Below are 12,760 nucleotides of genomic sequence, written 5' to 3' on the forward strand. Positions count from 1 at the left end.
GGTTTGGACGCGCCATGGCTCCTAAATCAGACACCATGATGACACTCGCCATACACGACCAGCGCCTGGCCAAGCCGGGCCTCCAGAGCGCCGCGCTGCGCGACTACGACTCGGTGCGGCGCGCCATCGCGTTCATCTCGGAGCACTGGCGCACGCAGCCGACCATCGAAGCGATGGCCGATGCCGCCGCCGTCACGCCGGATGAACTGCACCATCTGTTCCGCCGCTGGGCCGGGCTGACGCCGAAGGCCTTCATGCAGGCGCTGACCCTGGATCACGCCAAGAACCTGCTGCGCGATTCCGCCAGCGTGCTCGACGCCGCACTCGACTCAGGTCTTTCAGGCCCGGGACGGCTGCACGATCTGTTCGTCACGCATGAGGCGATGTCGCCCGGCGAATGGAAGACCGGCGGCGGCGGCATGACGCTGCGCTTCGGCTTCCACCCGTCGCCATTCGGCACCGCGATCGTGATCGCAACCGACCGCGGGCTCGCAGGCCTTGCCTTCGCTGACCCCGGCGACGAGCAGACGGCGTTTGCCGACATGAAGCGGCGCTGGCCGAACGCGACCTTTGTCGAGGACACCGACGGCACCACCGCATTGGCCCAGCGCGTGTTCGATACGAAGTTGTGGCGGGCGGACCAGCCGCTGCGCGTCGTCTTGATCGGTACCGACTTCGAGGTGCGGGTGTGGGAAACCCTGCTGAAGGTCCCGATGGGCCGCGCGGTGAGCTATTCCGACATCGCCACCAAGATCAGCAATCCGAAGGCGTCGCGCGCGGTCGGCGCCGCAGTCGGCCGCAATCCGGTGTCGTTCGTGGTGCCCTGCCATCGCGCCCTCGGCAAGAGCGGCGCGCTGACCGGCTATCACTGGGGCATCACCCGCAAGCAGGCGATGCTAGGCTGGGAAGCTGGCCAGGTCGGATTGCACTGACCTTCCTTAGCCGGGCGCTCACACTCTCTCACCGTCACCCTGAGGAGCGCGAAGCGCGTCTCGAAGGGTCGACGGCCCGGCTGGTGGCCGTGCATCCTTCGAGACGCGCTTCGCGCTCCTCCAGCGACAAAGGCAAAGCCTTTGCGCGGGGATGACGGGTTGAGCGGTTGAGCGTTCTCTAAGCCGCGAGATCGACCTTGGACGCAACGGTGGAATCGACGTTGAGCCGATAGACCACCGGCGCGCCGGTCGCGAGTTCGCGCTTGAGGATCTGCTCCGGCGAAAGCTTCTCCAGCACCATGATCAGCGCGCGCAGCGAATTGCCGTGGGCGGCGATCAGCGTGCGCTGGCCGCGCAGCACGCCCGGCAGGATCTCCTGTACGTAATAGGGCAGCGTACGCGCCAGCGTATCCTTCAGGCTCTCGCCGCCGGGCGGCGGGACGTCGTAGGAGCGGCGCCAGACCAGGACCTGGTCCTCGCCCCACTTCTTGCGGGCGTCGTCCTTGTTGAGGCCCGAGAGATCGCCGTAGTCGCGCTCATTGAGCGCGAGATTCTTCGTGGTCGGCAGTCCGGTCTGGCCGATCTGCTCCAGCATCAGCTTCAGCGTGTGCTGCGCGCGGGTCAGGTCGGAGGTGAAGGCAACGTCGAAAGACAGGCCCTGCGCCTTCAGCTTGCGGCCGGCGTCCTTGGCCTCAGTGATGCCCTGCTCGGTGAGATCGGGATCCTTCCACCCGGTGAACAGGTTCTTCAGATTCCATTCGCTCTGACCGTGACGAACGAGCACAAGAAGACGATCACTCATTTCAGATTCCGTTTTCGCTTGGCTGGATTTTATTTCGTCGGGTGGTTTCAGTCGTTCAACCCGAGCACGTCGGTCATCGAATACATGCCGGGCTTCTTGCCGTGCGCCCACAGCGCCGCCTTCAGCGCGCCCTGCGCGAACAGCGCGCGATCCTCGGCATGATGCGACAGCGTGATGCGCTCCGAAGGGCCGGCAAAGATCACGCTGTGATCGCCCGCCGCGGTGCCGCCGCGCAACGACGCAAAGCCGATATCGCCGGCGCGCCGCGCCCCGGTCAGGCCATCGCGGCCGCGCGCCGAATGCTGCTCCAGCGCGATCTTGCGTCCCGCAGCCGCAGCTTCGCCGAGCATCAAGGCGGTGCCCGACGGCGCATCGATCTTGGACTTGTGGTGCAGCTCGAGAATTTCGATGTCAAAGCTCTGGTCGAGCGATTGCGCGACGCGCTTGACCAGCGCGGCAAGCAGATTGACGCCGAGGCTCATATTGCCCGACCTCACCACAATGGCGCGGTTGGTGACGCTGCGGATCACGGCATCGTCGGACTGCGACAGGCCGGTGGTGCCGATGACGTGAACCAGGCCGCGCTCGGCCGCGATCGCGACATTGGCGATGGTCGCGGCCGGTACGGTGAAATCCAGGATGCCGTCGGCGGCCGCCGACATCGACCACAGATCGGCCGACAGCTTGACGTCGTTGGCGGGAAGGCCGGCGAGCACGCCGGCGTCCTTGCCGAGCAGCTCCGAGCCCGGTGCTTCCAGCGCGCCGACCAGCACCGCCCCCGGGGTTTCGGAAATCACCCGCGTCAGCGTGCGGCCCATCCGGCCGCCGGCTCCCGCAACAATCAGACGCATGTCAGCCATGGCTCACCTCTCACCGCCGTATAAAGCATGAACCGGCAAAGGGGAAACCGGTTTTCCGGCGCGACAAACGCGGAACGCATTTGCGCGGGGATCATGCTCAAACGGCGATCGGCGGCGGCTGTTCCGGGCAACCGAACCGGCGGCGGCCCGATGTGCAGGCCTACGGGCTGTCGTGCCCCTCGATGATGATCAGGTCGGCGATCGAGTGCGGCTGCCGCACCTTGATGTTGGCCTGGTATTCCGGCGATTGGTAGCAAGCGAGCGCGGTCGCGTAATCGGGAAATTCGATCACGACGTTGCGCGAGCGGCTCTGGCCCTCGACGCCAGTGAACTTGCCGCCGCGCACGATGAACTTGCCGCCGAATTTCTGGAAGATCGCCGGGTTGGCCGCCATGTAGGGCTTGTAGCCCTCCTCATTGTGAACGTCGACGCGTCCGATCCAGTATCCCTTCGCCATCTCTATTCTCCCTTGTTGTTGGTTCAGGCGAGCGCCTGGGCGATCTCGGTGTGAATGGCTTCGGCCGCGGCCTTCGGATCGGCGGCTTCCATCACCGGACGTCCGACCACCAGATAGTCAGCGCCGGCGGCAATGGCACGGGCCGGCGTCATGATGCGCTTCTGATCGCCGGTCGCCGAGCCCGCGGGGCGAATGCCAGGGGTCACCAGGTTCATCTGTTTGCCCACGATCTTGCGCAAGGCGGCGGCTTCCTCAGGCGAGCTGACGATGCCGTCGACACCGAGCGCCTGTGCCTGCCTGGCGCGCGCTTCGACGAGATCGGAGACGTTGAGGCGATAGCCCGCCGCGTGCAGGTCGCTGTCATCGTAGGACGTCAGCACCGTCACCGCGAGGATCTTCAGGCCCGAACCCGCGCGCGCCTCGACCGCCGCCTTCATGGTCTGCGGATAGGCATGCACGGTGAGAAAGGTCGCGCCGAGAGCGGCGACGCTTTCGACCCCGCGCGCCACCGTGTTGCCGATGTCGTGCATCTTGAGATCGAGAAAGACCTTCTTGCCGCTGCCTGCGAGCTGCTTCGCCAGCGTAAGGCCGCCGGCGTAACCGAGCTGATAGCCGATCTTGTAGAAGGTGACGCTGTCGCCGAGCCTGTCGATCATCGCCTCGGCGCTGGCGACCGACGGCAGATCGAGCGCCACAATCAACCGGTCTTTTGGAGCGATCTTGGCTGGCTGCATGTCACCTCACATCATGCGTTGGGAATGGTCGATCAGCTGCCGCACCAGCGCCCGCATCGTGTCGATGTCGGCCTGGTGCTTCAGACGATCCATGTCGTCATAGGCCTGCTCGGCGAATGACAGCGCGAGCTGGTTCGGGATCACGGCGGCATGGCACGCCGTCAGGATCAAGCGCAGCGCCGCCAGCGCACGCGTGCCGCCGAGTCGGTTGCCGGATGCCGCCGCGATCGCGAAGGCGCGGCCGTGGAACACCTGGCCACGAGTCTCGTGCGGATCCTGCACGCGGCTCACCCAGTCGATCGTGTTCTTCACCAGCGCCGGCACCGAGGAGTTGTATTCCGGCGTCACGATCAGCACGCCATGATGGGTGCCGATCATCCGCTTCAGATTGACGGCGTGCTGCGGCACGCCCGATTTGGCCTGCAGATCGCCGTCATAGATCGGCAGCGGAAAATCGCCGAGCGAGATACGGGTGACGTCGGCCCCGAGCTGTGCGACCTCATGCGCCAGCACGGCGGCGAGCTTCGCATTGAGCGACCCTGATCGCAGCGATCCGGGGATCACGAGGATTTTCAGCGCGGACATTTCGAAATCGCGGTTAGGGCACGCGCCCGGCGCGACAACGCAGGGCGGTCAGCCCTTGCGATACACCCAGACCCGCGCGGGCGGAAGGTTCATCCAGATCCGCTCGGACGCTTCTGTGGACACGCCGGGCAGTGACTTCGGAATCGGCGGCGCCACCGAATAGGTGAACTGGACGAACGGCGCACCGGGCGCGAGGGCCAGGAAAGCGTCGCGGACCAGCTTCAGGCGGGTCAGCATCGGCTTGGTAACCAGCGGCAGGCCGGAGACCACGGCCGACGCCGGGGACTTCATGACGTCCCACAGCGTATCGCGCAGCCTGTAGGCGTCGCCCTGGACCACCTTGGCCTGCGGATAGCGTTCGCGCAGCAGCGCACAGAAGCCGGGATTGTACTCAACCAAGACGAGACGCTTTTGATCGACGCCATGCTCGATCAGCGCATTGGTGATCGCACCGGTGCCGGGTCCGAGTTCGACAACCGGTCCTTCGGACTCGGGATCGACATATTGCGCCATGGTGCGTGCAAGCAGCCGCCCGGACGGCATCACCGCGCCCATATGCAGCGGCTTCTCGATCCATGAACGGAGAAATCGAACCTCGTCGTCGAGACGGAGGGGCTTCTTCGACGCACGCACGGACGATTGCAGAGGCATGTCGCTACCAGGCGGGACCGCGCACAATCGAGCGGTTGTCAGAAAACAGTCATAAACACGTATAGATCGAAGTCGTTACGGTCAAGCATAACGACTGCGGCTAGACGGTGCGGCTTCCGAAGAAGTCCTTGACCTTAGAGAAGAAACCCGCTGCCTCCGGTTGAGTTGCGCCGGACGAGAGTTTTTCGAACTCCATCAGCAATTCTTGCTGCTTCTTGGTCAGATTCTGCGGCGTTTCGACCACAACCTGTACATACATGTCGCCGGTCTGGCGCGAACGGAGCACCGGCATACCCTTTGATGCGATGCGGAATCGGCGGCTGGACTGGGTCCCGGCCGGCACCTTCACCTTGGTCTTGCTCTTGTCGATGGTCGGCACCTCGAACTCGCCGCCGAGGGCAGCGGTGACCATCGAGATCGGCACGCGGCAGTGCAGGTCGGCGCCGTCGCGCTGGAAGAACTGGTGCGTGGTCAGCGACAGGAAGATGTAGAGGTCGCCGGGCGGACCGCCGCGGACACCGGCCTCGCCTTCGCCGGCGAGACGAATACGGGTGCCGTCCTCGACGCCCGGAGGAATGTTGACCGACAGCGTGCGCTCGCGCGTCACCCGGCCGGACCCGGCGCAGGAGGCGCAGGCGTCCTCGATCATCTGGCCGCGGCCCTGACAGCCGGGGCAGGTCCGCTCCAGCGTGAAGAAGCCCTGGGCCTGCCGGATACGGCCGGCGCCGCCGCAATGCGAGCAGGTCTTCGGCTTGGTGCCGGCCTTGGCGCCGGTGCCGGAGCAGGATTCGCAAGTGACCGAGACCGGGATCTCGATCTGCGCGGTCTTGCCCTGGAAGGCCTCCTCGAGCGTGATCTCCATGTTGTAGCGCAGGTCGGCACCGCGTTCGCGGCCGCCGCTGCCGCGGCGCTGCCCGGCCATGCCGAACAGATCCTCGAAGATGTCGGAGAAGGAGGAGGCGAAGCCGGCGCCGAAGCCGGGACCGCCACCGCCCATGCCCTGCTCGAAAGCGGCATGGCCGAAGCGGTCATAGGCGGCGCGCTTGTCGCCGTCCTTCAACACCTCATAGGCTTCGTTGATTTCCTTGAACCGGACCTCGCTGCTGGCGTCGCCCGGGTTCTTGTCCGGATGCCATTTCATCGCGAGCTTGCGGAAAGCCGATTTGAGCTTGGTCTCGTCCGCGTTCCGCTCGACCTCGAGGGTCTCGTAGTAGCAGCGCTTGGTGGACATACTTCAATTCCGTCCGAAGTTCGTCGCGATCGTCAAGGATTGCGCCTGTCTGGAAGATGCAGCGATCGCCTTAAAGAAAAATGACCCCCACTCCTCCGAGACGCGTCGCGTGCTCTTTGGTGTGAGGGCCATGATCGCAAGCCCGCTTAGGCAGACTTCTTGCTGTTCTTGTCGTCGTCGACCTCGGTGAACTCCGCGTCGACAACGTCATCCTTTGCAGCGTCCTTGGCCGCATCGGCCTCAGCCTGCTGCTTGTACATTGCCTCGCCGAGCTTCATCGAAGCCTGCGCCAGCGTGTTGGTCTTGGCCTTGATCGCCTCAGCGTCGTCGCCCTTCAGCGCTTCCTTGAGGTCGCTGACGGCGTCTTCGATGGCGCGACGATCCGTCTCCGGAATCTTCGAGCCGTGCTCGGCCAAAGCCTTCTCGGTCGAATGAACCAAGCCATCGGCATGGTTCTTGGCGTCGACTGCTTCGCGGCGCTTCTTGTCCTCGGCCGCATTGGCCTCGGCGTCCTTGACCATCTTGTCGATGTCGGCCTCGGACAGACCGCCGGATGCCTGGATCCGGATCTGCTGTTCCTTGCCGGTCGCCTTGTCCTTGGCCGAGACGTTGACGATGCCGTTGGCGTCGATGTCGAAGGTCACCTCGATCTGAGGCATGCCGCGCGGAGCCGGCGGAATACCCATCAGATCGAACTGGCCGAGCATCTTGTTGTCGGCCGCCATTTCACGCTCGCCCTGGAAGACGCGGATGGTGACGGCGCCCTGATTGTCTTCGGCCGTCGAGAACACCTGGCTCTTCTTGGTCGGGATCGTGGTGTTGCGGTCGATGATGCGAGTGAACACGCCGCCCAGCGTCTCGATGCCCAGCGACAGCGGGGTCACGTCGAGCAGCAGCACGTCCTTGACGTCGCCCTGCAGCACGCCGGCCTGGATCGCAGCACCGATCGCGACGACTTCGTCGGGATTGACGCCCTTGTGCGGCTCCTTGCCGAAGAACTGCTTCACGACTTCCTGGATCTTCGGCATGCGGGTCATGCCGCCGACCAGCACCACTTCGCCGATCTCACCGGCGGTCAGGCCGGCATCCTTCAGCGCCTTGCGGCACGGCTCGATGGTCTTCTCGACAAGGTCGGCCACCAGCGCCTCGAACTTGGCGCGGGTCAGCTTCATCGTCAGATGCTTCGGACCGGTCTGGTCGGCCGTGATGAACGGCAGATTGATTTCAGTCTGCGTGGTCGACGACAGCTCGATCTTGGCCTTCTCAGCGGCTTCCTTCAGGCGCTGCAGAGCGAGCTTGTCGTTGCGCAGGTTGATGCCCTGCTCCTTCTGGAACTCGTCGGCGAGATAGCCGACCAGGCGCATGTCGAAGTCTTCACCACCGAGGAAGGTGTCGCCGTTGGTCGACTTCACCTCGAACACGCCGTCGCCGATCTCGAGGATCGAGACGTCGAAGGTGCCGCCGCCGAGGTCGTACACGGCGATCGTGCCGGCCTTCGTCTTGTCGAGACCGTAGGCGAGCGCGGCTGCCGTCGGCTCGTTGATGATGCGCAGCACTTCGAGGCCGGCGATCTTGCCGGCATCCTTGGTGGCCTGACGCTGCGCGTCGTTGAAATAGGCAGGAACCGTGATGACGGCCTGATCGACCTTCTGGCCGAGATGCGCCTCGGCGGTCTCCTTCATCTTCTGCAGAATGAAGGCCGAGACCTGCGAGGGCGAATAGGTCTTCCCGTCGGCTTCGACCCAGGCATCGCCGTTCGACGCTTTGACGATCTTGTAGGGAACGAGCTTCTTGTCCTTCTCGACCATCGGGTCGTCATAGCGGCGGCCGATGAGGCGCTTCACCGCAAAGAACGTACGCTCGGGATTGGTCACCGCCTGGCGCTTCGCCGGCTGTCCGACAAGGCGCTCGCCATCGTCGGTGAAAGCAACGATCGACGGCGTCGTTCGCATGCCCTCGGCATTCTCGATCACCTTGGCGTTCTTGCCATCCATCACGGCGACGCACGAATTCGTGGTGCCGAGGTCGATCCCAATGACCTTACCCATGGTTTTGATATCCTCTTTGCTAAGGCAGGTTGGTGTTGGGCCCTGACGGCGCTCCGTACCGAACCCCCAGACGTTCACATACTCGCGATATTGCGACGGTGAGCCTGATATAGGAGAGAGGGTCCTGCCCGCAAGGACTGGACGCAACGTTGAGGCCTGAAAAGACTGACGTTTGAAAGATTGTGTCAGTCCGGCTGCGGCCCCGGTTCAAGCCCAAACCAAGTTAACGGATCGGCAATGATGCCGCCCGCCGTCGACCGCGAGGTCAGCGGCGCGACGTCAGCGCTGTTGAGTGAACGCTCACAAACGTCGTATGCGAGAGCGGCGCACGGGTCGAGGGCGCGCTGTTTGGCCGCTGGCGGCCGCAGGTGGTCGCTTCTGGAAACCTCGGGAAACTGGAAAGTGCCCGCCAATCAAGGCGAAAAGCCCATGGAATCGAGCCGGCTGGCCTGGAGCAGAGATTTGGCGGCCTGTTGCAGGGCCATCAAAACCGCTAAAAGCGGTCCGACTGAAAGAGGCCATCCAGCCCTGCATCGGCCCCGTTGCGCGGCCACCAAGCAAAACCGGTAGATCCCCCATGACGCCTTTTCGAGTTCTCGTTGCGGTTGCCTTGCTAATTGCTGCCACCTGTCGTGGCTATGCCGCCGACGTGGTGTTTCCGCCGGGCGCGCATGTCGGGATGAAACCGCTGGTGGGCCTCGTCCGCGCCAAAGCCTTCATCGGCTTCGAGACCGAGGACCAGGGCGTCAAAGTCCTGATCGCCGACCTGCCCGCGGACGCCTACAACGAGGTCGTGACCGCCTTCAAGGCCAACCCCGCCGGCACCGGAAACATCAAGCCGGAGAGCCTTGAGACGCCGGCCGGCCTCGCCTACTACACGGTGGAGAGCGCACGCGACGGCGCCAGCAATGTGCGGCGCTATTCCATGATCCTGCCGGGGCCGACCTTCTCCGGCTATGTCGCGGTGCAGGTGCCGGAGAACGCGAGCAAGATCTACACCGACGACGCCGTCCGGCAGATGTTCGCCTCCGCCGAAATCCGCAAGGATGTGCCGGTCGATGAGCAGCTCGGCATGATGCCGTTCAAGGTCACCGAGCTCAGCAGCTTCAAGAACATCCGCATGCTGGCGCCGGGCGCAGCGCTGCTGATGGCCGACGGCGACGACAAGGCGCTTGAGGCCAAGCCCTTCATGCTGCTCGGCATCATCACTTCGGCGCCGGCCACGCCCGACGATCGCGGCCGCTTTGCCCAGCAGATCGCCACCACGATCCCCGGCGTGCGCGACGGGCGGATCACCATGTCCGAACCGATCCGGATCGACGGCCAGCCCGGCTTCGAGACCCGGATCGACGCCGTCAGCGGCAAGGACAACACCCCGGTGACCATCGTGCAGTGGCTGCGGTTCGGCGCGCAGACATCGCTGCGGATCATCGGTAGCTCGCCGCGCACCGATTGGGAAACGGCGTTCCCGCGCTTCCGCGCGGTCCGCGACGGCATCCAGCCGCGCGGCTGATCGGGCCGGTCGCAAGGCCGGTCGGAAAAATCCCACTTTCGTCGCTCGCCGAACGGAACTAGCCTCCTCGCGCGGTATCAAAGCGAGGAGGGGCGCGATGTTGGATCGACGACAAATAGTTGCAGGCCTCGGCACGTTGGCGCTTGCGACCCTGGTTCCGAAAAGTCTCTGGGCGGCTGCGATCAAGCCCGACGATGGCTCCGCGCTGCTCGTGATCGACGTCCAGAACTGCTTCCTGCCCGGCGGCAGCCTCGCGGTGAAGGACGGCGAGCAGGTGGTGCCTGTCATCAACAAGATCGCCAAGAGCTTTGCCAATGTGGTGATGACGCAGGACTGGCACACGCCCGGACACGTCTCGTTTGCCTCGGTCCACGCCGGCAAGAAGCCGTTCGAGACCGTCGATCTCGCCTACGGCAAGCAGGTGCTGTGGCCGGACCACTGCGTGCAGGGCACCGACGGCGCCTCGCTGTCGAAGGAGCTCGCGATCCCGCAGGCCGAGCTGATCATCCGCAAGGGCTTTCACAAGGACGTCGACAGCTACTCCGCCTTCACCGAAGCCGACGGCAAGACCACCACCGGGCTTGCCGCATATCTGAAGGCGCGCAATGTCGAGCGGGTTTTCGTGGCCGGGCTCGCCACCGATTTCTGCGTGGCATGGACCGCGCTCGATGCGCGCAAGGCCGGCTTCGAAACCTATGTCGTGGAGGACGCCTGCCGCGGCATCGACACGCAGGGATCGCTGGCCAAGGCCTGGACCGACATGGACAAGGCCGGCGTCAGGCGGATCCAGTCGTCGGATATCGGGTAAGTCGCCGCCTCGCGCGAGATTCGCGTGGCCGAGTTTGCGCCGCCCGTCGCATTTGAATTCGTGCAGCGCGCACCGTCGCTGCGCACGGCGGGACTGATTGCTGCGATGACCGGCTATCGCGAGACCGCGGCCGGCCGGTTCGCGCAGCGGCAGGCCGCGCCGCTGATCGTGCCGCTGATCATCAGCTTCGGCTCCCCGTTCCTGATCGCGCTCGGGCGAGAACCTGAAGCGAGCGACCGCCAGCAGAGCTTCGCTGCCGGCCTCTATGCGGGACCGGTCTACATCGAGTCCAATGGCCACGCCGCCTGCGTGCAGGTGGATTTCACCCCGCTCGGTGCTTACAGCTTCTTCGGCGGCGCCGTGACCGAGCTCGCCGGACGCATGATCGATATCGACGACGTGCTCGGCCATGATGGCCGTCGGCTGCGCGAACGGCTCGGCGCCGGGACGTGCTGGCAGCGCCGCTTCGACCTGATCGAGGATTTCGTGCTCCGTTGCACCGGCCGCGCGCCATCACCGGAGATCGTCTTCGCCTACCACAGGCTGACGCGTTCTGCCGGAGCCACCCGGATCACGGAGCTCGCCAGGGAGATCGGCTGGAGCCGCAAGCATCTGGTCGGCCGGTTTCGATCGGAGCTGGGCCTCGCGCCCAAATCGCTGGCGCGCATGATGCGGTTTCATCGCGCGAGCCGACTTGCGCAAAGCGGATCCAGGCTCGGCTGGGCGGGGATCGCGGCGGAAAGCGGCTATGCCGACCAGGCCCATCTCGCCCGCGAGTTCGTCGAATTCGCTGGCGAACCGCCCACGGCCTGGGCGCGCCGCCAGGCGCTGACCAACGGCCGGCTGGTTCGTTCCGAGGACTGGTAACAAACCTTCAAGCCGAAGACGGATTGCCTCGTGCAGAGTGGCGCCATCAGCCCAGGAGATGAGCCACCATGACGCACGACATCGAACCGCCCCGCATCTATCCGACCCTGCGCTGCAAGGACGCCGAGGCGATGATCGTCTGGCTCAAGACCGTGATCGGGTTCACCGAGCACGTGGTCTACCGCGACGGCGGTGCGATCCACCATGCCGAGCTCGCCTATGGTTCCGCGATGCTGATGCTGGGCCAGAGCCGCGACGATGCCTACGCCAAGCTGGTCGGCGATGTCACCGGCCGCCGCACTGATTCAATCTACATCGCCGTCGACGATCCCGACGCCCTGCATGCGAAAGCCAGGGCGGCGGGTGCAAAGATCGAAATGGAACTGCGTGACACGGATTATGGCAGCCGCGATTTCGCCTGCCGTGATCCGGAAGGAAATCTCTGGAGTTTCGGCACCTATTGGCCGAAGGCGCATGAGAAGCCGCTGCCGTGAAACGACAGCAGCCGCCTCAGGGCCGGTGTCGGACCGATCAGACCGTGATGTCGGCGCTCGGCGCGGCCTTGGCGCCGCCCTTGGAGACGCCGACCAGCGCCGGACGCAGGATGCGCTCGCCGATCATGTAGCCGGCCTGCACGACCTGCACCACCGTGCCCGACGGCACCGAGGTGTCCGGCACCTCGAACATCGCCTGCTGGAAATTCGGATCGAACTTCTCGCCGATCGGATCGAACTTCTTGACGCCGTTCTTCTCCAGCGCGTTGAGCAGCGAGCGCTCGGTCAGCTCGACGCCTTCGATCAGCGCCTTCAGGCCCGGATCGGCCGATTCCTTGGTCTCGGCCGGCACGGCATCGATCGCGCGCTGCAGATTGTCGGCGATATCGAGCACGTCTCGGGCGAAGCCGGTGATGCCATAGGTCTTGGCGTCGGCAACCTCGCGGCGGGTGCGCTGACGGAGGTTCTCCATCTCGGCCAGCGTGCGCAGCGTACGGTCGCGCGCCTCGGCGAGTTCCTTGGTCAGCGCCTCGGCCGACCCCACCTCTGGATCGTCAGGCATGATGTAGGGCTTCGAGACCACGGGCTCACCCGTCGGCGCCGAATTCTCGGTGTTGTCATTGGCCCGGTTCGGATCGGTCATGGCTTGCCTTCTCGAAAACTCGCGTCGGTTCAAATCTTGGGGATTGCTGCCCGGGATATCGTGCTTTAGGCGGCGAAAATCAAGCGCAACATACCGGCTTCGGGAACAGGGACCTCCGGCTTGAGCAACGAAAAC

Annotated in this window: 14 protein-coding genes; 5 read left to right on the forward strand and 9 right to left on the reverse strand. The window is 64.8% G+C overall.

The window, feature by feature from the left end:
* Positions 1-35: 35 nt before the first annotated feature.
* Positions 36-932, forward strand: a complete 897-nt coding sequence (locus ACE103_RS42635) for a bifunctional helix-turn-helix domain-containing protein/methylated-DNA--[protein]-cysteine S-methyltransferase (protein ID WP_223972519.1) — start codon at positions 36-38, stop codon at positions 930-932.
* Between the two features lie 178 nt (positions 933-1,110).
* On the opposite strand, the gene ACE103_RS42640 is transcribed toward ACE103_RS42635, so the two are convergent.
* From ACE103_RS42640 to dnaK, 8 genes are all read right to left on the reverse strand, one after another.
* A complete protein-coding gene (locus tag ACE103_RS42640; RefSeq protein WP_375777803.1) occupies positions 1,111-1,734 on the reverse strand; it encodes a 2,3-bisphosphoglycerate-dependent phosphoglycerate mutase in 624 nt (207 codons plus the stop codon).
* A 47-nt stretch (positions 1,735-1,781) separates the two neighbouring features.
* Complete coding sequence (gene dapB / locus ACE103_RS42645) at positions 1,782-2,594, reverse strand: 4-hydroxy-tetrahydrodipicolinate reductase (protein ID WP_223971446.1); 813 nt, start codon at positions 2,592-2,594, stop codon at positions 1,782-1,784.
* 160 nt (positions 2,595-2,754) lie between these two features.
* Positions 2,755-3,051: a DUF1330 domain-containing protein gene (locus ACE103_RS42650; RefSeq protein ID WP_057020363.1), complete on the reverse strand. Its 297-nt coding sequence runs from the start codon at positions 3,049-3,051 to the stop codon at positions 2,755-2,757.
* A 23-nt stretch (positions 3,052-3,074) separates the two neighbouring features.
* Positions 3,075-3,785: an orotidine-5'-phosphate decarboxylase gene (gene pyrF / locus ACE103_RS42655; RefSeq protein ID WP_375777804.1), complete on the reverse strand. Its 711-nt coding sequence runs from the start codon at positions 3,783-3,785 to the stop codon at positions 3,075-3,077.
* 6 nt (positions 3,786-3,791) lie between these two features.
* On the reverse strand, positions 3,792-4,370 hold the full coding sequence (locus ACE103_RS42660) for an NADPH-dependent FMN reductase (protein WP_223971443.1): 579 nt from the start codon (positions 4,368-4,370) through the stop codon (positions 3,792-3,794).
* A gap of 48 nt (positions 4,371-4,418) precedes the next feature.
* Positions 4,419-5,021 (reverse strand): class I SAM-dependent methyltransferase, encoded by a 603-nt coding sequence (locus tag ACE103_RS42665; protein ID WP_097671376.1) that lies wholly within the window; start codon positions 5,019-5,021, stop codon positions 4,419-4,421.
* A gap of 100 nt (positions 5,022-5,121) precedes the next feature.
* On the reverse strand, positions 5,122-6,252 hold the full coding sequence (dnaJ, locus tag ACE103_RS42670; protein ID WP_375777805.1) for a molecular chaperone DnaJ: 1,131 nt from the start codon (positions 6,250-6,252) through the stop codon (positions 5,122-5,124).
* A gap of 146 nt (positions 6,253-6,398) precedes the next feature.
* Complete coding sequence (dnaK, locus tag ACE103_RS42675; RefSeq protein ID WP_223971437.1) at positions 6,399-8,300, reverse strand: molecular chaperone DnaK; 1,902 nt, start codon at positions 8,298-8,300, stop codon at positions 6,399-6,401.
* A 577-nt stretch (positions 8,301-8,877) separates the two neighbouring features.
* On the opposite strand from dnaK, the gene ACE103_RS42680 reads away from it, so the two are divergent.
* The 4 genes from ACE103_RS42680 (at position 8,878) to ACE103_RS42695 (ending at position 11,982) form a co-directional block, all read left to right on the forward strand.
* On the forward strand, positions 8,878-9,813 hold the full coding sequence (locus ACE103_RS42680; protein WP_223971435.1) for a hypothetical protein: 936 nt from the start codon (positions 8,878-8,880) through the stop codon (positions 9,811-9,813).
* A 97-nt stretch (positions 9,814-9,910) separates the two neighbouring features.
* Complete coding sequence (gene pncA, locus ACE103_RS42685) at positions 9,911-10,621, forward strand: bifunctional nicotinamidase/pyrazinamidase (RefSeq protein WP_375777806.1); 711 nt, start codon at positions 9,911-9,913, stop codon at positions 10,619-10,621.
* 24 nt (positions 10,622-10,645) lie between these two features.
* Entirely contained in the window at positions 10,646-11,488 is an 843-nt protein-coding gene (locus ACE103_RS42690) for a helix-turn-helix domain-containing protein (RefSeq protein WP_375777807.1), read from the forward strand.
* Positions 11,489-11,556: 68 nt separating this feature from the next.
* Positions 11,557-11,982 carry a VOC family protein gene (locus ACE103_RS42695; protein WP_375777808.1) on the forward strand — a complete coding sequence of 142 codons (426 nt, stop codon included), beginning with the start codon at positions 11,557-11,559 and terminating at the stop codon, positions 11,980-11,982.
* A 37-nt stretch (positions 11,983-12,019) separates the two neighbouring features.
* Here ACE103_RS42695 and grpE read toward each other — a convergent pair whose 3' ends face one another.
* A complete protein-coding gene (gene grpE, locus ACE103_RS42700; RefSeq protein WP_223971426.1) occupies positions 12,020-12,625 on the reverse strand; it encodes a nucleotide exchange factor GrpE in 606 nt (201 codons plus the stop codon).
* Positions 12,626-12,760 lie beyond the last annotated feature (135 nt).

It is taken from the genome of Bradyrhizobium sp. ma5, from assembly GCF_042258955.1.
In the GTDB taxonomy this organism is placed as follows: domain Bacteria; phylum Pseudomonadota; class Alphaproteobacteria; order Rhizobiales; family Xanthobacteraceae; genus Bradyrhizobium.